The organism is Dyella acidiphila (genome assembly GCF_014863405.1).
In the GTDB taxonomy this organism is placed as follows: domain Bacteria; phylum Pseudomonadota; class Gammaproteobacteria; order Xanthomonadales; family Rhodanobacteraceae; genus Dyella_B; species Dyella_B acidiphila.
In genome coordinates this window covers 15,648-36,117 of record NZ_JACZZA010000013.1, presented here as the reverse complement: position 1 = coordinate 36,117, position 20,470 = coordinate 15,648, and the positions used below count along the sequence as shown (strand labels likewise).

Annotated in this window: 8 protein-coding genes; 4 read left to right on the top strand and 4 right to left on the bottom strand. The window is 64.3% G+C overall.

All coding sequences use genetic code 11. The features are described from left to right. The first annotated feature begins 287 nt into the window (after positions 1-287). Both IGX34_RS22185 and IGX34_RS22390 read left to right on the top strand, forming a co-directional pair. On the top strand, positions 288-473 hold the full coding sequence (locus tag IGX34_RS22185) for a hypothetical protein (RefSeq protein WP_225737586.1): 186 nt from the start codon (positions 288-290) through the stop codon (positions 471-473). A gap of 124 nt (positions 474-597) precedes the next feature. Continuing rightward, positions 598-7,719, top strand: coding sequence for an ESPR-type extended signal peptide-containing protein (locus IGX34_RS22390; RefSeq protein WP_192557204.1), 7,122 nt, complete (start codon positions 598-600; stop codon positions 7,717-7,719). A 152-nt stretch (positions 7,720-7,871) separates the two neighbouring features. Here IGX34_RS22390 and IGX34_RS18390 read toward each other — a convergent pair whose 3' ends face one another. Then, positions 7,872-8,777 carry an AraC family transcriptional regulator gene (locus tag IGX34_RS18390; protein WP_192557203.1) on the bottom strand — a complete coding sequence of 302 codons (906 nt, stop codon included), beginning with the start codon at positions 8,775-8,777 and terminating at the stop codon, positions 7,872-7,874. Between the two features lie 102 nt (positions 8,778-8,879). Between IGX34_RS18390 and IGX34_RS18385 the strand changes: the two genes are divergently transcribed. Further along, positions 8,880-9,644 carry an SDR family oxidoreductase gene (locus IGX34_RS18385; protein WP_192557202.1) on the top strand — a complete coding sequence of 255 codons (765 nt, stop codon included), beginning with the start codon at positions 8,880-8,882 and terminating at the stop codon, positions 9,642-9,644. Here the strand turns inward: IGX34_RS18385 and IGX34_RS18380 are convergent. The 3 genes from IGX34_RS18380 to IGX34_RS22165 all read right to left on the bottom strand — a co-directional run bounded on the left by IGX34_RS18380 (position 9,641) and on the right by IGX34_RS22165 (position 11,917). After that, a complete protein-coding gene (locus IGX34_RS18380) occupies positions 9,641-10,303 on the bottom strand; it encodes a hypothetical protein (protein WP_192557201.1) in 663 nt (220 codons plus the stop codon). The genes IGX34_RS18385 and IGX34_RS18380 overlap by 4 nt on opposite strands. Positions 10,304-10,352: 49 nt before the next feature. Further along, positions 10,353-11,351, bottom strand: a complete 999-nt coding sequence (locus tag IGX34_RS18375) for a cytochrome-c peroxidase (protein ID WP_192557200.1) — start codon at positions 11,349-11,351, stop codon at positions 10,353-10,355. A 92-nt stretch (positions 11,352-11,443) separates the two neighbouring features. After that, the gene (locus IGX34_RS22165) at positions 11,444-11,917 is read right to left on the bottom strand and encodes a hypothetical protein (protein WP_225737585.1); all 474 of its coding nucleotides are present in this window, start codon (positions 11,915-11,917) and stop codon (positions 11,444-11,446) included. A gap of 299 nt (positions 11,918-12,216) precedes the next feature. On the opposite strand from IGX34_RS22165, the gene IGX34_RS18365 reads away from it, so the two are divergent. Next, a complete protein-coding gene (locus IGX34_RS18365; RefSeq protein WP_192557199.1) occupies positions 12,217-20,358 on the top strand; it encodes an IPT/TIG domain-containing protein in 8,142 nt (2,713 codons plus the stop codon). The last annotated feature ends 112 nt before the right edge of the window (positions 20,359-20,470 follow it).

Sequence of the window (20,470 nt, the reverse complement as noted above, 5' to 3'; positions counted from 1 at the left end):
CCGGGGTTGGAGGAATTCGGCGCACGGATGCGCCGGGTTTCCCGTTTAGATTGCCTGGCATGCTCTTGTCCAGGCGTCTAAAACCTGAGACGCACAGACATGTGCCCCCTTTAGTCCATCGCCTAGCATGTGGCCACGGTCTAAAAACCGTGATGGATTTCACATAAATGAACGGCGCGACGCGGCAGATGCCGCGCGTATCCGGAGCTTGGCCAAGGCCTTCAGGGGGGCTGATGGACCGCCGGTTTCACCCAATTTCGGGCCTGCCCAGGTCCGGATCGACGTTGTTGTCAGCCTTTTCTTTGCGCCAGCGACGGTGCCTGTACGCGGGCACCCGTGCCGATGGCTTGGTGGCCTACCCGTCCAACGCGCCGACCCGCGATCCGACCCGTGCGATCGCTGCCGTGTACGGCTTCGAGCAGCGCCACTCCCCGGATCCGGACCTGGATCCGCGCGAGGTAAGCGCGCCCTGACACCCGTTTGCCATTCCCCGTTTCTGCACCACCCGACTTGCTTCGCTCGATCTCGCGTTCGCCGACATCGCGAGCGAGCACACCAACGCCAACAACGACATCGCAATACCACAGGGGCTACACCATGAACCGCATCTACCGCATCGTTTTCAACCGCACGCTTGGCGTGCCGCAAGTGGTGTCCGAGCTGGCAAGCGCGCCCGGCAGCGCGGTGGTCGGTGCCGTGGACACGCTGCCGAAGCTGGGTGTGAGCGCGCGCCTGCTGGCGGTTGCGGTCAGCCTGGCACTGGCCACGGTGAGCTTGCCGGCATGGGCGCAGACGTGCACGCAGAGCGCGGGCACGGTGACGGGCTCCTGCACCGGTTCGACCAGTTCCAATGGCGGCGCTCCCGGCAATGAAGCAGGCGGAAGCCCGGTTGCGACGGGATCGGGAGTGGGCGGCAGCACCAATAACCCAGGCGCGGGCGGCGCCTTCGGCGGCAGTGGTGGCGTTGGCGCTAACAGTGGCGGCACCAACAGCAATGGCGGTACGGGCGGCGGCGGCGGCACCTACGGCGGTGGCGGCAGCGGCGGCTCCGGTTTCGGCGGTAGCGGCGGTAACCCGGGGATCGTGGCGACGGGCAGCGTGTCCGTCAGCAGTGGCAGCACGATCACGGGTGGCGCCGGCAGCGATGGCTTGCGCGAAACAGACGGTAGCGGTCTCAACTACAACAACGGCGGTGGCGGCGGTGGCGGTGCGGCAGGCGTGATCGCCAACGCATCGTTGAGCAATGCCGGCACGATCTCCGGCGGCCGGGGCGGAGCCGGCGGCTACAGCTTCTATACCGGCGGCGGCGGTGGTGGTGGCGTGGGCGCGGTGGTGGCTGGCTCCAGCAACCAGGTATCCAATAGCGGCAGCATCCTGGGCGGGCGCGGCGGCGACGCCGGACTCATCGTCGGTGGACTGACCGGCGCCGGCAGCGGCAGTGGCGGCGGTGGCGCCGGCGGTGCGGGCCTGGGCGTGACCGGCAGCGGTAACACGCTAAGCAACAGCGGCAACATCACGGGCGGCGCCGGCGGTGCCGGCTCGACCGTGGGGGCTGGCGGTGTCGGCGTCGGCATCTCGGGCAGCAGCAATACGTTTGCCACCAGCGGCAGCATCAGCGGCGGCCTGGATGGTGCGGGCAACAATCTCGCCGACGCGGTGTATATCACCGGCAATGGCAACACGCTGGAGCTCGACCCGGGCTACAGCTTCACCGGCCAGGTGGTTGCCTCGGCCGGTCACGGCAATGTCCTCGCACTCGGTGGCATCGGCAGCGCCGACTTCGATGTGTCTGCCATTGGCAATGCCATTACCGGCTTCGACTCTTATGCAAAAACCGGCGTTGGTACCTGGACGCTGACCGGCACCACTACGGCCCTGACCTCCTGGACGATCACCCAGGGCACGCTGGCAGTGTCGTCCGACGCCAGTCTGGGCAATACCAACGATGTGCTTACCCTCAACGGCGGCACGCTGCAATTCGCCAGCGCGTTTAATCTCTCCGCCGCGCGCGAGATCATGCTGGGGACTAACGGCGGCACCTTCGATGTCAACGGTATGGCCGCCACGCTCTCGGCCATCGTCGGCAGCGGCAACGGCAGCCTGACCGTCATCGACAGCACCGGCGGCGGCACGCTGACCATGACGGGCGGGCAGGACTACGCCGGCACCACGATCATTGGCAGCGCAGCCGGCCAAGGCGTCACGCTTGCCTTGAGCAACCACGCCAGCATTGGCAATTCCAGCGACATCATCGTCAATGCCAGCGGCAACTTCGACATCAGCGGCAACGGCGGCCTGGCGGCGATCAACCAGCTCGACGGCAGCGGCAAGGTGTCGCTGGGGTCGGGGGTGCTGTACATCGGCGGAGGCCTGGGCACCAACAACGGTACCTTCAGCGGCGTGATCGCCGGTAGCGGCACCGTGTCACTCGACGGCGGCACGCAAGTGCTCAGCGGCGCCAATACCTACACCGGCGGCACTACTATCAACAGCGGCACCTTGGCGTTGACCAGCGGCGGCAGCATCGGCGCTTCGTCCGGCGTGATCCTGTCCAGCGGCGCCACGTTCGACATCAGCGGCAACGGTGGCTCCACGACGATCCAGGCGCTCGGCGGTAATGGCGGCAGCGTGTCCCTGGGCGCGCAGACCCTGTCCATCGGCACCGCCGCGGGCACCAACTACGGCATGTTCGCCGGCGTGATCGCCGATGGCGGCAATGGCGGCTCATTGACGATCGACGGCGGCACGCAAGTGCTCACCGGCGTCAATACCTACACCGGCAGCACCAGCATCGACAGCGGCACGCTGGAGTTGAGCAGTGGTGGCAGCATCGGCGCTTCGTCCGGCGTGACCGTGGCCAGCGGCGCCACCTTCGACCTTGCCCAGAGCACTACGTCCATCACGTCATTGGATGGCGCCGGCAGTGTGAGCCTGAGTGGCAACGCACTGACGCTCACCGCGGCCCAGGGCGTATTCAACGGCGTCATCAGCGGTACGAACGGCAGCCTGACCGTTGCCGGCGGCACCGAAACGCTCAATGGCGCCAACACCTACAGCGGCCAGACCACGGTGCAGAGCGGCGCCACCTTGCTGGTAGGCGATGCTTCGCACACCGGCGCCAGCGTGGCCGGTGCGGTGGAAGCCAATAGCGGCGCCACGCTGGGTGGCCACGGCAGCGTCGGCAGCGTGACGCTGGATGGCGGCAGCAACCTGACGCTGGGTGGTGCCGGCATTGCGGGCGATACCGCATTGGGCACGCTCACGGTCAACGGCAACTTCATCGCCGATGCGTCCAGCACGCTCAACCTCGCGTTCGGCGCATCCAGCGGCAGCGGTCAGAGCGCCGGCACCGGCGACAGCATCCAGGTAACCGGTTCCGTTCAATTGAACGGCGCCACGCTCAACGTGACCGATGCCGGCGGCATGGGGCCGGGCATCTATAACGTGCTCACGTCCACGGGCTCCATCGGGGAGACCAACGGCGGCCTTACCCTGGGCAGCACGCCGGCCGGGCAGAACCTGTCCCTGCAGGTGCTTACTGCGCAGAACCAGGTCAACCTGGTCGACAGCGCCGGCTACACGCTCAATTACTGGAATGCCAACGGGCTGGCCAGCGCCACCCAAATGGGTGGCGGCAGCGGTACCTGGAGCACGTCCGGCGCCGGCACCAGCAACTGGACGACTGCCGATGCCAGCGTTCCCAACGGCGCGTGGACGCAAGACAGTTTCGCGATCTTCGGCGGCACCGCGGGCACCATCAACACCAATCGAGTGAACGTCACCGGCATGCAGTTCGCGGTGGACGGCTACATGCTCGTCAACGGCGTCATCACGCTGGATCCCACCACCAGTGGCGGCACCACCAGCGCACCGATCATCCGTGTCGGCGATGGCAGCAGTGCCAGCGCGGGCATGACCGCCACCATCCAGACCCAGCTCACTGGCAGCAACGGCTTCACCAAGACCGACGCCGGCACCCTGGTGCTGGCCAACTACGAGCCGCTGCAGGGTGGCATCAGCGTGCAGGGCGGTACCTTGCAGATCGGTAACGCCAGCTTCGTTGGCATTCTGCAAACCACGGTCAGCATGGCCGCCGGCACCAGCCTGGTGATCGACAACGGCTTCGTGTCCAGCTTCACCGGCGCAGGCGTCACCGGCGCGGGCTTTACCGCCACGGTGGCCAACGGCAGCCAGCTTTATGGCGGGAACGCCGGGGCGAACAGCAGCGCGGGTGCGGGCGCTTATTTCGCCGCCAGCAGCACCGCCAACACGCTGAACAACGGCGGCAATGTCCAGGGCGGCGGCGGTTACACCAATGCCGGCAGCGGCAGTGCGGGCGCCGCCGGCGTGGCCGGCACCGGTTTCACCGTGAACAACCATGCCCCGGTCAACGGTGGCAGTGTCAGCATCACGGGTGGCACCGGTGGCGTCGGCACCTATGGCAATGCGGGTGCGGGCGGTGCAGGCATCAGCGGCACCGGCTTCAGCGTGAACAATGCCCAGGGCGCGCTCATCAAGGGCGGCTACGGCGGTTACTCCTATAACCCGGGCAGCGGCAAGAACGGTGCTGCGGGCGGCGCCGGCGTACAGGGCAGCGGCTTTACCGTGAACAACGCCGGCAGCATTGTTGGCGGCTATGGCGGCTACACCTTGTCGTCCAACGCCACGGGCGGCGCCGGCGGTGCCGGTGTCGACGGCAGCAGTTTCAGCCTGACCAATAGCAGCACGGGCACCATTACCGGCGGCCAGGGCGGCGCCGACATCGTCAATGGCGCGGTGGGCACCGGTGGTGCTGGCGTGGTGGTGGAGGCGGGCGCCAGCCAGTCCACGATCACCAATGCCGGTTCCATCAGCGGTGGTGTTGGTGGGAAGGGCATCAACGGCGGTTACGCAGGACCCGGTCTCAACGGCATTCCCGGTGTGACGGGTGTGCCGGGCACGACCGGCGTGGGCGGTGCCGGCGGCAATGGCGCCAGCGGCGCCAATGGTGCGGCTGGTGACAACGGCAACAACGGCACCAACGGTGGTGCCGGCGGCGTCGGTGTCACCGGCACCAACTTCGCCTTGGTCAATAACGGCAGCGTCGTCGGTGGCGCTGGCGCCGCCGGTGGTTATGGTGGCGCGGGTGGTGCTGGCGGCAACGGTGGCGCCGGCGGTACTGGCGGCGCGGGCGGCATGGGCACCCAGGGCAGCCAGGGGCTGCCCACGCAAATCATCCCTGGCCCGGGCGGTACGTCGATGACGTTGCCGGGCACGCCGGGCGGCAATGGCGGCACGGGTGGTGACGGTGGCAATGGCGGCAACGGCGGTAACGGCGGCGTTGGCGGCAATGGCGGTAACGGCGGCAACGGTGGCGATGGCGGCGCCGGCGTCAGCGGAAGCAATTTCACCCTGACCAACACCGGCAGCATCGCCGGCGGTAATGGCGGTCTCGCCGGCACGGCTGGCGCGGCCGGTGCAGCTGGCGCAGCGGGTGCGGGCGGCGCGGCGGGTACGGGTGGCGCCGGTGGCATTGGCGGCATGGGCGATCCCAATGGCGCCGCTGGCTCCAGCGGCTTCGCCGGTACCAGCGGCCAGGCTGGTGTCGCCGGCACCGTCGGTAGCAGCGGCACTGCTGGCGTCGGTGGCCTCGGTGGTGTCGGTGTGATCGCCACCGGCGACAGCACGGTGATCAACGCAGGCAGCATTGCCGGCGGCCGCGGCAATGGCGGCAGCGGCGCGCAGGCCGATGCGGTGGATTTGTCCGGCGGCGGCAACACGCTGATGCTGGAAAGCGGCTACAGCTTCGCCGGCAACGTGATCTCCACCAGCGGCAGCACGCATGGCGGCGATACGCTGGCTTTCGGCGGCAGCAACAACGCCAGCTTCAACGCTTCGCAGATCGTGGCCAGCGCACCGAGCAGCTACAACGGCAGCACCAACCAGTACTACGGCTTCAGCAGTTACGAGAAAACCGGCAGCAGCACCTGGTCCATCAGCGGCACCTTGCCGAGCGGCATGGACTGGAACGTGGCGCAGGGCACGCTGGATCTGTCGGCGATCACCAACAATGTGGTGCTGGGCTCGCTGACCGGCGCAGGCACCATCACCACCGGCAGTCATACGCTGGTGCTGAGCGCGGCCAGCAACGGCAGCTTCACGGGTACCCTTATCGCCGGCGCGCTGGCCGTGCAGGGTGGTGCTACGCAGATCCTTGATGGCGCCGAGACCGTCGCCGGCGCCACCACGCTGAGCAACGGCACGCTGGAAGTGGGCGATGCCGATTCCGGCAGCACCGCCAAACTCACCACCACGCAAGTGATCGTGCAAAACGGCAGCACGCTGCGCGGCCACGGCAGCATCGATGGCGATGTGATCAACGACGGCATCGTCTGGCCGGGCGGTTCGGTCGGCGTGCTTACCGTCAATGGCAATTACACGCAGAACAGCGATGGCGCACTGCAGATCGACGTCACGCCGACGGTGGCCTCCGAGCTGCTGGTGAACGGCAACGCCAGCATTGCCGGCAGCTTGAACCTGATCTACGCACCGGGCACCTACAAGAGCACGACTTACACGCTGTTGCAGGCCAAGGCGCTGAGCGGGCAATTTGCCACCGTCAACGCCACCGGTTCGGTGCCGACGACGCTTGATCCGAAGGTGACCTACAGCGCGACGCAGGCCGACCTGAGCCTGGGCGGCGCTGCGACCACGACCACCACAACCACGACAACTACCACCACCACCGGTACCGTGGTCGCACCGGCCGACGGCAGCCTGTACGCCAACCTGATGCGCAGCGTGAACCTGGTCGGCCAGCAAACGCTGACCAGCGTGCTCGATGCCACCTTGCGTACGCCGGAAACGGGCTGCGGTTCGGCCAATGCCAACCACAACAATGTTGTTACCTCCGCCTGCAACAGCGGCTTGTGGGTGCAGTACAGCGGCAGCAGCGATTCGCTCAGCGGCAGCAACGGCCTGAACAGCTCTGTGTTCGGTTTGCAGGGCGGCTGGGATCATGCGGTGGCGGATGTCGCGCACCTTGGCGTGGAAGCAGGCTTCAATCGCATCAACGGCAGTGACCACCATGGCGGCAACGGTAACGTCGACACCGTGCATGGCGGTTTGTACGCCTTCGGCAATGTGGGTCCGGTGGTGTTGTCGGGCACGCTCGATGTCGGGCACGACAGCTACCGCGTGTATCGTCAGAGCGGCATCGGCCATGGCGTAGCCTCGCCGGATGGCGATGCCACCTCGGCCGCGCTGCAGGCCGCATGGCCGCTGGCGGCAGCGCAGTGGCAGATCACGCCTGCCGTAGGCGCGCTGTATCAGCACCAGTCGCTGGATGCGTTCGGCGAAGTTGTGCCGAGCACCAGTCCGCTGGCCTCCGCGTTTGCGGTGAGCGGCGCGCATACCACGTACAACACCTTGCAGCCCTACGCGAAAGTGTCCTTCGCCACCTCGTTCGTGGCGCAAGGTGTCAGCTACGTGCCGCAGTTCGACGTGGGCTATCGCTACGACACGCGCAACGCCAACACCCCGGTGGTGCAGGAAACCACCCAGGACGGCACCGTGTTCGCGATGCCGGGCGACTCGCTGGGCCGTGGCGCTGCAACCGTGGGCGCGCGCATTACCGCCAAGGCTGGCGCATCGTGGAATCTGTATCTGGACTACCAGGGACAGTTCGCCAACCACATCAGCGACAACGCGCTGAGCGTGGGCTTCACCAAGGAGTTCTAAACCGTTTCCCAGCGGCCGCGACACAAGGAGGTGTCGCGGTTATTTACCGAAAACGGTGCTCGAGAGCTCGCGCTTCTTTGCGCACGGCTCGGTATGGACATCGGCCGCTGACCATTTCCGTTCATCGGCCTCCTTCCGCGGGTTGGCAAGGACTAGTCCGGCTCGCCGGATCGCGCGTATCTGCCGGGAGGCGTCCCCACGTGCCTGCTGAAAGCCACGCTAAACGCGCTGGCCGAGGCATAGCCCACGCGCTCGGCAATCTGCGCGGCAGTCAGGTCGTTTTTGCGAAGTAATTCCTTGGCGATTTCCATGCGCCACGCCAGCAGGTATTCCATGGGGGCGGCGCCAACAAGTCGCGTGAATCGCTCAAAGAACGCAGAGCGTGACATGGCCACGGTTTTTGCCAGCTGCGCAACGCTCCACGCGTGATCGATGCGCGCATGCATGTGCTTGAGCGCAGGCACCAATCGCTCATCGCCCAGGCCGCGCAGCATGCCTGGCGGCGCATTTTCCGTCGAGGCCGCGCGCATGGCCTCCACCAGCATGAGCTCGACCAGCCGGGAGAGCATGAACTCGTTGCCCGGCTTTCTGTCTGCCACCTCCTCGCCAACCATTTGCACAAGTTGGGTCAGGCGCCGCGAACCTTGAACGTGCACAACGCGCGGCAGCAGCGCGATCAGCATCGCCGGACCGGCTTCGTTGAACTGGAACGAGCCGCCCAGCGATCGCATGTCGGGATGGCCGCGTTGTTCGCCATATCGAAGCTCAGCGACACCGCCTGCAACCTGCTGCGGATCCAGCTCGATGGGAGGCGCCGGCGCATGGCTGGAAATCTTGAACGCCGGTGTGGTCGGTAGCAGCACGAAGTCGCCGATCGCCAGGTTGATAGGCGCATGGCCATCAACGGACAGAACGCAACCTCCCTCCAGCACGATGCAAAAGCTCGGCTGGCCGAATTCGGAGTAGCGCACCGCCCAGTTTCCCTTGCCGCTGATCAGGTTGGCGAACACGGCGCGGGGGCGCAGAAGCCTCACTACTTCGGAAAGGGGGGCGCTCATGTCTGGACTATAGCGAAATAAATAAGGACTTATAATTATCGATAGTCCGGATACACTCCCCTATCGTTCTTTCCACGTCAACGCGACCCCTGGAGAGAAAATATGAAAACGGTACTTATCACCGGTTGTTCCTCTGGCTATGGCCTGGAGACGGCGCGCTACTTCCTGGCGCTCGGCTGGAAGGTTATTGCCACCATGCGCACGCCACGCGAAGACGTGCTTGCGCCCTCGGCGAATCTGCGCGTGCTGGCTCTGGACGTGACCCGGCCCGACAGCATTGCGCATGCCTTGCACGACGCCGGTCCCATCGATGTACTGGTCAACAACGCAGGCATCGGCTTGTTCGGCGCGTTCGAAGCTACGCCGATGACCACGGTGCGCGAGATCTTCGAGACCAATACGTTTGGCGTCATGTCGATGTGCCAGGCGGTGATTCCGCAATTTAGAACGCGTGGAGCGGGCATCATCGTCAACGTCACTTCCAGTGTCACCCTGGCGCCCTTTCCGCTGGTGGCTGCCTATACCGCCAGCAAGACGGCGATCGCGGGATTCACCGCCTCTCTTGCGCACGAACTTGGCGCTTTCGGCGTCCGCGTGAAGCTGGTGGAGCCGGGCTACGGGCCATCGACCCGCTTTACCTCCAACGGCCAGCAGCGCATGCAGGGGTTGATTCCTGCTGCCTACGAACCTTTTGCTCACCGCGTCGTTTCCGGGCTGACCGGCAACCGGGCGGTGACGACAGAGGCCGATGTGGCCTTGGAAGTCTGGCGCGCAGCAAGCGATGAAACGGGGCAACTGCATTTTCCCGCGGGGGCGGATGCCGTCGCTCTGGCACTTGCGGAGAATGGCGACGCAGGCGCCATTTAAAGCATGAACGAGGCCACTTTCTCTTGCGCCGCAACGAGAACTTTGGCCGCCTCATGGAGATGCACGCTGTCTGCAATGATCCATGCATACAGTCCGGATGGCAGTGCAATCGCGGTACTGCATTGGAATGCCTTGCCAAGTACATCCGGACTTACGGCAGGTGGCCGTAGCCGGTCGGCAACGACCAGGCGGCACACGACATCGGCGTCTTCGTTCGACAGCTTGAAGTAATGAAACGAGCTCGACGAGCCGATGTAACTCATGCCTGGAAAGCTCGCTGCGTCAAACAGCGGAACTCTGCCGAATCGGAGTTTTGCGCGGTGGATGGTAAGCAGCGCGGTCTTGGGGTCTTCGTTGTCAGTTTTCCGAATATGCGCCGTTATAAAAACATCGTTTCTGTTTATGCGGGCATCGGTGATTGCCGTGCGTGATAAGTCGTATCCGAGATGTACTGAAAATTCCCGGTCATTATTTGTGTAGAGAAAAAAACCGTCGAAGGCATCTTTCGGGATGCGCCAGGTCAAGTGTTGCCACTGAAAACTCACGACTTTCCCGTTTACAGTGACCACTGGGCGTGGGTCCGGCGTGGCCTCGGATGCGTAAGCACCAGAAAATCCCGCGAGGCTGGCGCATAGACATGACAGGATGGCAATTCTCATGGCCGGTCTCGGCGTTCATCAGCAGGGCTTTCGATGCTGCGCGGGAGTTTCACAGCTCCTGCAGAAATGCTTTCAGATCTTCCCGCTCTTCCACCGTCAGCTGCAGTGGATGACCGGCCTGCAGGCTGCGGTAATACACTTCGCGATCGATCGCATCGTCCAGCGTGGCGACGCTGCCGTCGTGCATGTAAGGCGCGGTGTTGGCGACGTCGCGTAGTGACGGTGTACGAAACAGGCCGATATCCGCCGGATCCTGCGTCACATTGAAGCGGCCGAGTTGTGCTTCGTCCGCATGCGTGGCCACGCGATTGCCGATGGCGCCACCTTGCAGCGAGCGCCGGATCACCTCTTGCGTCAGGCGCGGAAGATCCGGGGCGATGCCGTCCAGGCCCACGCCGGTGCGATGGAAGGCATGATCGGTGAGCGTGGCGGGGGAGCCTTGAAGCAAATGGCACTCGGCGCAGCGTCCTTTGCCCTGGAAGATGCCAAGGCCAAGCAAGGCGCGCGGATTCAGTGCCGTCTTGTCGCCACGCAGTGCGTAACGGTCGTAAGCGCTTTCCGCGGGCCGTAACGATTGCACGTAGCTGGCAAGCGCGATGGCGATATTTCCAGGTACAAGCGCCTGCTTCGACTCCGGGAACGCCTGCGCAAAGGCAATTTGGTATGCCGGATTTTGCTGTATCCGCTGCAGCAGCTCCGCTTGATCGTGCAAGCCCATTTCAACCGGATTGGTCAGGGGGTCGAGCACGGCCTCCTGCAGGGCCTGGCGCCGACCGTCCCAGAAAAACGAGGTGTCCTGGGAGATGGCCAGCGTCAGCAGGCTGGGTGTGTTGCGGGTGCCGGCATGGCCGCCGATGCCGATCGCCACGCGGCGTCCGTCGGTGTAATCCTTGTCGGGCATATGGCAGGACGCGCAGCGGATGCTGCCGTCGGCACTCAGGTGCGCATCGTTGAAAAGCTGTTTGCCCAACGCAATGCGTTGCGCTGCCAAGGCATGCGCGTCGACCTGCGCGGGCGCCTTCTGCTGGGCCATGAACACGCCCAGCATGATGGCGCCTGCGAAGGCCAGCGGCCCAAGCAGGCGAAGCTTATGTGATATGCGCCATGACAGCACGGCACCGCCCCTGCAGATGCGCCGCTTTACATGTTGACGAAGCGCAGCTTAGCGCCGCTGGCTTTCAATGCGGACGTATCGGCGGCCTGCTCGGAAGCGTCGCTCACCACCATCACCACAATGCCTTTCATGGCATCGGCTTTCAGCTGCTTGGACAGGCCGGTGATAAACACCGTGGTCTGCTTCGCATCCGGACCGCCGACGATCAGCATGCCGCCGGGCATCAGGATCGGGCCGATGCTGTGCACGATCGAGTCGCTTTCGTTCTGGCGCCGATCGTTCGCCGCCACGCTGTCGCCGCCGGGAATCACATAGATGTAGGGCTTCATGCCCACATCCTTGCCGTGCAGTTTGCCCTGCTCGGAAAGGTAATTGCCCCAGGTGTTTTCATCTGCTGTCGCGGCCGGCTTGGCCGGTCCCGCTGCGGCCGACGTATCTGCCGCGCTGCCGCCGGGGGCGGAATGATTGCAACCCGCCAGCGCGAAGGCCGCTGCGCCCATGCATACAAGCAATCCTGACCGTGTCATGTGTTCCCTCAATAAAAGATGGTGCTGCCCCTGTAACGGACTCGGGTGAGCCGCTTGTCGTTGCGACGACGGCCTACATTAGAGCCCAAGCATGGCGGGCTGACTACTGTCGCGTCCTTCACGAAGCCCTCACGGCGATTTGTGATGGGATAGAAAGAGCGTTAGCCGCGTACTGCATACCATGCGCGGAGTTAGGGGTAGGGGAAGCCCGCCAGGGCGTCGTGTGTGACCAGCCAAACCGCTCATGATCGAGCGGTACAAAGGACGTGCGTATGGAGTCGCAGAGCTGCGGAGCAGTCAAGGACCACACCCGTCGAGGGAGTCTTGCGCGACGGCGTGCAACATGGCGACGACTGGTCACCTGGGCCACCTGGTTGCTGTGCGCTGCGCTGCTTTGGAGCGGCGCCGTCCAAGCGCAATCGACCGGTTACGTCTACGACGCCAATGGCCGCGTGGTCGCCACCACGGTCAACAACGGCAGCAGCGTCCAATACAGCTACAACAGCCTGGGCCACGTCAGCCAGGTCAGCGCACCGCTGACCGCCGGGCAATTGGCGATTTTTGCCTTCATGCCTACCCATGGCGAGGCCGGCACGCAGGTCACGATCGAGGGCCAGGGCTTCAGCAGCAACGCGGCCGCCGACACGGTGAGCTTTAACGGGACGGTGGCGACGGTGCTTTCCGCCACGGCCAATCAATTGGTGACCACCGTTCCCGATGGTGCGAGCAGCGGCCCGATCAGCGTTACCGTAGGCGGCCAGACGGTGGCGAGCGCTACGCCTTTTGTGATCGATGACACCGGCCTGCCGCCGAGCATCACCCAGGTCAGTCCGGTGGTGGTGTCGGTCGGCAATACGGTGACCCTGAGCGGCGCACATCTGGATCCGGTGGCGGGCGATACCTCGGTGCAGATGGGCGATCGCGAGATTCCGAGCCTCGCGGCCATCACCGATACGCAGGTGCAGTACACGGTGCCCAGCAATGGCACCAGCGGCAATGTCACCGTGGCCACGCCTTACGGCATGGCCACCAGCCCGACGCCGGTGGTGGTGCTGCCGTCCAGCATCAGCGCGGCGAATGTCGTCAGCAGCGGCAATGCCGCCGTCAACGGCGCCGGCGTGAACCTCAATATCGGTGCGTCCGGCCAATATGGCGCGGTGACGTTCACCGCACCGCAAAGCGGCTGGGTGAGCCTGCAGGCCAGTGCGATCACCACCACCGCCAGCGGCCTCTATTACACCGTGTATGCGCCGGGCAACAGCGTGCTGCAGCAGGGTTCGATTTCCAGTTCGTCACCCTCGGTGCACTTGCCGCACTTGCTGCCGGGTGCGGTCTACCTGGTGGTAGTCCAGCCGAGCGGCGCCGGTGCGCAGCTGACGATGGGCGTGGAAAGCAATTCGCTGCTCACCATCGGCAATGCCGCGACCGTGGTGACCACGGTCGCGGGCGCCAGCGAGCGCGTGCTGTTCAATGCAACGGCCGGGCAGAACCTGGCGTTCCAGATCAACGGCACCACTACCAATCCGTCCGGTCACACCGTGACCTACACGGTGTATTCGCCCAGTGGCGCCAGCTATACCAGCGGCACCACCGCCAGCACCGGCGTGATCAATCTGGGCAACCTGCCCACCGCCGGCACCTATCAAGTGGTGGTCGCGCCGGGCAGCGGCGTTACCGGCAGCATGCAGGTGGAAGTGGCCGCCGGCGTCACCGGCACCTTGAATGGCACGCCGCAAAACTATGTGGCCAATGTGGCGGGGCAGAACATCTACCTGTCGTTTACCGCCACGCAAGGCGAGAGCCTTGAGCTGACGCTTTACAACGTCAACGATGCCGGCGCTACCTACAACCAGTTCCCGGTGTACGTGTACAACGCAGCCGGCGCGCAGGTGGCGTCGTTCTGGTGCTATGCGTCCAATCCGGGCAAGAGCTGCACCCAGCATTTGTGGTATCTGCCGGCAGGTGCGTATTCGGTGGTGGCTACGCCGTATTACGGTGGCGTGCTCAGTTTCACCGCTTTGCTCGAGCAGGATCTGTCGGGCGGCAATATTCCCGTCAACGGCACGGCTGCCGTGGCGCTGGCTGCGGGCCAGGTAGAGCGCTACACCTTCACCGCGAATGCGGGCGATACCGTGGCGCTGAACGTTTCGGGCATTACCACCGCGCCGACCGGCCAGGGTGTGGCGTTCCTGGTGTATCGCCCGGATGCGGGCGCGATTACCACCAGCACGCCGGCCTACACCTCGTTTACGCCGACCGGCTCGCAAACCGTGAACCTGCCGAACCTGCCGGTAAGCGGTACGTACACGATCATCGCGGCCCCCAGCTACGGCCTGGCCGCCAGCGGGCAAATAAGCGTGGTGGGCGGCGCGACCGCCACGCTGCCGACCAATGGCAGCTCGCAGACCTACACCGCCAATGTCACCGGCGAGAACGTGTATCTCACCTTCACCGCCACGCAAGGCCAGAGCCTTGAGCTGGCGCTCAACAACGTCAATGCGGCGGGTGCGCAATACAACCAGTTCATCGTGTACGTGTACAACGCGGCCGGCGGCCAGGTGGCCTCGTTCTGGTGCTACGCCTCCAATCCGGGCGCCAGCTGCAACCAGCATCTGTGGTACCTGCCGGCGGGCACGTACTCGGTGGTGGCATCGCCGTACTACGGTGGCGTGCTGAGTTTCAACGCGCTGATCCAGCCAGACATCGACGGCGGAACGATTGCCGACAACACGCCGGTAAACATCGCGCTTGGGGCCGGCCAGGTGGAGCGCTACACGTTCAATGCGAACGCCGGCGACACCGTGGCGCTGAATGTCTCGGGCATCACCACCACGCCGGCCGGCCAGGGCGTGACCTTCCTGGTCTATCGTCCGGATGCGGGCGCCATCACCACCAGCACGCCGAGCTATACCTCATTCGGTCCGACCAGTGCGCAGACGGTGAACTTGCAGAACCTGCCGATCAGCGGTGCCTACACGGTGATCGTCACGCCCAATTACGGCCTGGCGGGAAGCGCGCAATTTGAGGTGGTATCCGGCGCGACCGGCACGCTGCAGACCAGCGGCACGGCGCAGAGCTATACGGCCAATACCGCCGGCCAGAACGTGTATCTGTCGTTCACCGCCACGCAAGGCCAGAACCTTGAGCTGGCGCTCAACAACGTCAATGCGGCGGGTGCGCAGTACAACCAGTTCATCGTGTACGTGTACAACGCGGCCGGCGGCCAGGTGACGTCGTTCTGGTGCTACGCCTCCAATCCGGGCGCCAGCTGCAATGCGCATCTGTGGGATCTGCCCGCGGGCACGTATTCGGTGGTGGTGTCGCCGTATTACGGCGGGGTGTTGAGCTTCAACGCGCTGCTGCAGCCGGATCTGGATGGTGGCGCGATCACCGACAACACGCCGGTGAATATCTCGCTCGGCGCCGGTCAGTCCGAGCGCTACACGTTCAATGCGAACGCCGGCGACACCATTGCGCTGAACGTATCGGGCATCACCACCACGCCGGCGGGCCAGCCGGTGAATTTCCAGGTGTACCGTCCGGATGCGGGCGTGATCACCACCAGCACGTCTGCCTATACCTCGTTCAATCCGACCAGCTCGCAGGTGGTGAATCTGCAGAACCTGCCGGTCAGTGGCGCCTATACGGTGATCGTCACGCCGTACTACGCCCTGCCGGCCACGGCGCAGTTGAACGTGGTGACGGGCGCGACCGGCACCTTGTCGACCGACGGCACCGTGCACAGTTATACGGCCAATACCACCGGCCAGAACGTGTATCTGTCGTTCAATGCGACCCAGGGCCAGAACCTGGAACTGACGCTCAACAACGTCAATGCGGCGGGTGCGCAGTACAACCAGTTCATCGTGTATGTGTACAACGCGGCCGGCGGCCAGGTGACGTCGTTCTGGTGCTATGCGTCCAATCCGAACGCCAGCTGCAATGCGCATCTGTGGGATCTGCCCGCCGGCACGTATTCGGTGGTGGCTTCGCCCTACTACGGCGGCGTGCTGAGCTTCAATGCGCTGCTCCAGCCGGACCTCGTCGGACCGGCACTTGCCGCCAACACGCCGGCGAATATCTCGCTGAGCGCGGGCCAGGTAGGGCGCTACACCTTCAATGCGAACGCCGGCGACACGATCGCCCTCAACGTATCGGGCGTGACCACCACGCCCGCTGGCCAGCAGTTGAACTTCCAGGTCTACCGTCCGGATGCCGGCGTAATCACCACCAACACGTCGGCCTACACGACGTTCGCACCGACCAGCGGGCAGTTGGTCAACCTGCCGAACCTGCCGGTGAGCGGTACCTACACCGTGATCGTGACGCCGTACTACGGCCTGGCCGCAAGCGCGCAATTGACCCTGGTATCCGGCGCCACCGGCAACCTGCCGAGCACGGGAACCTCGCAGCACTACAGCGCCAATGCGGCTGGCGAGAATGTCTACCTGTCGTTCAACGCCACCCAAGGGCAGAACCTTGAGCTGACCTTGAACAATGTCGCCGTGGTGGGCGGCCAGTACAGCAACATCTACGTCAACGTATACAACGCGGCCGGCAATTCGGTGGCCACGTTCTGGTGCTATGCGTCCAATCCGTCCGCCAGCTGCAGCCAGCATCTATGGAGCCTTGCCGCCGGCCAGTATTCGGTGGTGGTGAATCCGTATTACGGCGGTGTGATCAGCTTCAATGCGCTGATCGAGCCGGATATCACCGGCGCGTCGATCGGCGCGGGCGACAACGTCAGCATTTCCTTGAATGCCGGCCAGGTGGAACGCTACACCTTCAGCGCGAATGCGGGCGATACGGTGACGCTCAACGCCTCCGCCATCGCCACCACGCCGGTAGGCCAGGGCGTGAACTTTACGGTCTATCGCCCGGATAATGGCGTTATCACCAACAACTCCTCCGCCTACTCGTCTTTCACGCCGAGCGGCGCGCAAACGCTCACGCTGTCCAATCTGCCGGTAAGCGGCACCTACACGGTCATCGTGTCGCCCAGTTATGGCCTGCCGGCCGATGCGCAGCTGAACATGCAGGACACGGCTGCGGCGCCGCCGACCTACAGCACGCCGACCCTTACCGATGCCGGCTCGTCGGTAAGCGAAACCGCCTCGGCGTCCGGTCAGACCGTCAACATGACTTTCAACGCCAATTCCGGCGACAACCTGGAATTGCAGTTCGCCGACATCAACGTGCCGGGCGGCAACGTGAATGCCTTCCGCGTCGACGTCTACGATCCGAGCGGAGCGCAGGTTACCTGGGCGTATTGCTACAACTCCAATCCGGCATCGAGTTGCCGCTTCCCGCTGTGGAACCTGCGGGCCGGCAGCTACTCGGTCGTGGCAACGCCGACCTGGGGCGGCACCATCAGCTTCAGTGCGCAGCTGCAGCCGGATATCGTCGGCCCCGCACTTAGCGCCAATACGCCGGCGACCGTCACGCTTGGCGCCGGCCAGGTGGAGCGCCTGACCTTCAGCGCCAACCAGGGCGATACCGTTGCGCTGAACCTGTCGGGCGTAAGCACGACCGCACCGGCCGGCCAGACGGTGTACGTGAATGTATACCGGCCCGATACCGGCCTGATCAGCACGGGCAACTACTACACCTATTTCAGCGAAAGCGGTTCGGGCACGCTCAATCTGCAAAACCTGCCAGCCAGCGGTACCTACACGGCCGTGGTGTACACCTCGTACGGCACGCCAGGCACCGCGCAGCTCACTGTGGCACCGGGCGCGACCGGCACGGTGACCACCAACGCCGCGGCGCAGAGCTTTGCGGCGCAGACGGCAGGCGAGAACGTTTATCTCAACTTCAACGCCAACCAGGGCGACAATCTGGAGCTGCAGCTCAGCAACATCACGCTGACTGGCGGCAGCAACAACGGCTTCCGTGTCGATGTCTACAGCGCCAACGGCACCGATGTTTCCGGCACCTACTGCTATACGTCCAATCCGGGTGCAAGCTGCCGCTTTGCGCTGTGGAATCTGCCGGCAGGCAGCTACTCGGTGGTGGCGAGCCCGACCTGGGGCGGCACCATCGGCTTCAATGCCCAGTTGCAGAGCGATGTGGCGGGACCGGCACTCACTGCCAACACGCCGGCCACTGTCACCCTGGGCAGCGGTCAGATTCAGCGCTTCACCTTCAATGCCAATGTCGGCGACACGGTGGCCCTGAACCTCTCTGCGGTAAGCAGCACGGCACCCACCGGGCAAGGCGTGTATGTCAACGTGTATCGCCCCGACACCGGTGCGATTACCACCGGCAACTACTACACCTACTTCAGCGAAACGGGCTCCGGCACGCTGAACTTGCCGAACCTGCCGGCCAGCGGCACCTACACGGCCGTGGTGTATACGAACTACGGCACGCCGGCGACCGCGCAATTGACCTTGGCGCCGGGTGCCACCGGAACGGTGACCAACAACGGCGCAGCGCAGAATTTCGCCGCCAACATTGCCGGCGAGAACGTCTACTTCAACTTCAATGCCAATCTGGGCGACAACCTGGAGCTGCAGCTCAGCAACATCACGGTGACCGGCGGCAGCAACAACGGCTTCCGCGTGGATGTCTACAACAGCGTCGGCAACGATGTCTCGGGCACTTATTGCTATACCTCCAATCCGGGTGCGAGTTGCCGCTTCGCATTGTGGAATCTGCCGGCGGGTACGTATTCGGTGGTGGTAAGCCCGACCTGGGGCGGCACTATCGGCTTCACCGCGCAGCTGCAATCCGATGTAACCGGTTCCGGCCTGACGATGGGCACGCCGGCAAGCATCAACCTCGGGGTTGGGCAGGTGCAGCGCCTTACCTTCAATGCGAACGTGGGCGACACGGTGGCCTTGAACCTCTCGGGCGTCAGTACCACCGCACCCGCCGGGCAGGGTGTGTACGTGAATCTGTATCGTCCGGATACGGGTGCGATTACCACCGGCAACAACTACACCTCGTTCAGTGCGACCAGTTCCAGCACGATCAATCTGCAGAACCTGCCAGCGAGCGGCACCTACACGGCCGTGGTCTACACCAACTACGGCACGCCGGGCAGCGCGCAGCTCACGCTGGTGCCTGGCGTAACCGGCACCGTGGCGACCAATGGCCCGGCGCAAAGCTTCCAGGCCACCGCGGCAAGCCAGAACATCTACTTCAACTTCAACGCCAACCTGGGCGACAACCTGGAGCTGCAGTTCAGCAACATCGCCACGACCGGCGCCAGCAACAACGGCTTCCGCATCGATATCTACAACAGCACCGGTACCGATGTCGCCGGCAACTACTGCTATACCTCCAACCCCAATGCAAGCTGCCGCTTTGCACTGTGGAATCTGCCGGCAGGGACGTACTCGGTGGTGGTAAGCCCGACCTGGGGCGGGGTCATCGGCTTTACGGCGCAGTTGCAGTCGGACAGCGTCGGACCGGCGCTCGCCATGAGTACGCCGGCGACAGTCAATCTTGCCGCCGGCCAGGTGCAGCGTCTGACCTTCAATGCGAACGTGGGCGACACGATTGCGCTGAATCTGTCGGGGGTGAGCACAACCTCGCCGACCGGGCAGGGTGTGTATGTGAATATCTACCGCCCGGATACCGGTGCAATTACCACCGGCAACAACTACACCTCGTTCAGTGCGACCAGTTCCAGCACGATCAATCTGCAGAACCTGCCTGCCACCGGTACGTACACCGCCGTGGTGTACACCAACTACGGCACGCCGGGCACTGCGCAATTGACCATGCTGCCCGGCTTGACAGGGACGGTATTGAGCAATGGCGTGACACAGAATTACGCCGCGTACACGCCGGGCGAAAATGCCTACCTGAATTTCAACGCCAACCTGGGCGACAACCTGGAGCTGACGCTCAGCAACATCAATGTGGTGGGCGCCAGCAATAACGGGTTCCACGTCGATATCTACAACGTCAGCGGCAACGACGTATCCAGCACCTACTGCTATGCCTCCAGTCCGGGTGCGGCCTGCAGGCTCGCCCTATGGAATCTGCCGGCAGGCGCGTATTCGGTGGAGGTGGAGCCCATCTGGGGCGGCACCATGAACTTCACCGCCCAGCTACAGCCGGATGGATCCGATGGTGCGCTGACCGCCAATGTTCCTTCCACCATCAACCTGGGCGCCGGCAGCGTTCAACGCATCACCTTCAATGCCAGCGTCGGCCAGAACGTAGTGCTCACGCTGGCGGGGGTAAGCAGCACCTCGCCGACCGGACAGACCGTGGCCGTCAACGTATACCGGCCAGATACCGGCGCGATCACCACGGGCAACTACTACAACTGGTTCAGCACGGCTACGTCCAGCACGCTGACGCTATCCGGCCTGCCGGCTACCGGTACCTATACGGCGGTGGTGTACACCAGCTACGGCACGCCTGCGACGGCGCAGCTGAGTTACACCACGCAGTAGCGGGCGGCACAACCGTGATCACGCATTGCACATGGAACCAACCGAAGCATTTGATGGGGACTCGGTGATGAAAGCGCAAAGGACAGTAATGGAACGTGCCGGATGGATCAGC

Coding starts and splice junctions, on each gene's coding strand:
- IGX34_RS22390 (WP_192557204.1), top strand. CDS start 598: ATGAACCGCATCTACCGCATCGTTTTCAACCGCACGCTTGGCGTGCCG.
- IGX34_RS18390 (WP_192557203.1), bottom strand. CDS start 8,777: ATGAGCGCCCCCCTTTCCGAAGTAGTGAGGCTTCTGCGCCCCCGCGCC.
- IGX34_RS18385 (WP_192557202.1), top strand. CDS start 8,880: ATGAAAACGGTACTTATCACCGGTTGTTCCTCTGGCTATGGCCTGGAG.
- IGX34_RS18380 (WP_192557201.1), bottom strand. CDS start 10,303: ATGAGAATTGCCATCCTGTCATGTCTATGCGCCAGCCTCGCGGGATTT.
- IGX34_RS18375 (WP_192557200.1), bottom strand. CDS start 11,351: ATGCTGGGCGTGTTCATGGCCCAGCAGAAGGCGCCCGCGCAGGTCGAC.
- IGX34_RS22165 (WP_225737585.1), bottom strand. CDS start 11,917: ATGGGCGCAGCGGCCTTCGCGCTGGCGGGTTGCAATCATTCCGCCCCC.
- IGX34_RS18365 (WP_192557199.1), top strand. CDS start 12,217: ATGGAGTCGCAGAGCTGCGGAGCAGTCAAGGACCACACCCGTCGAGGG.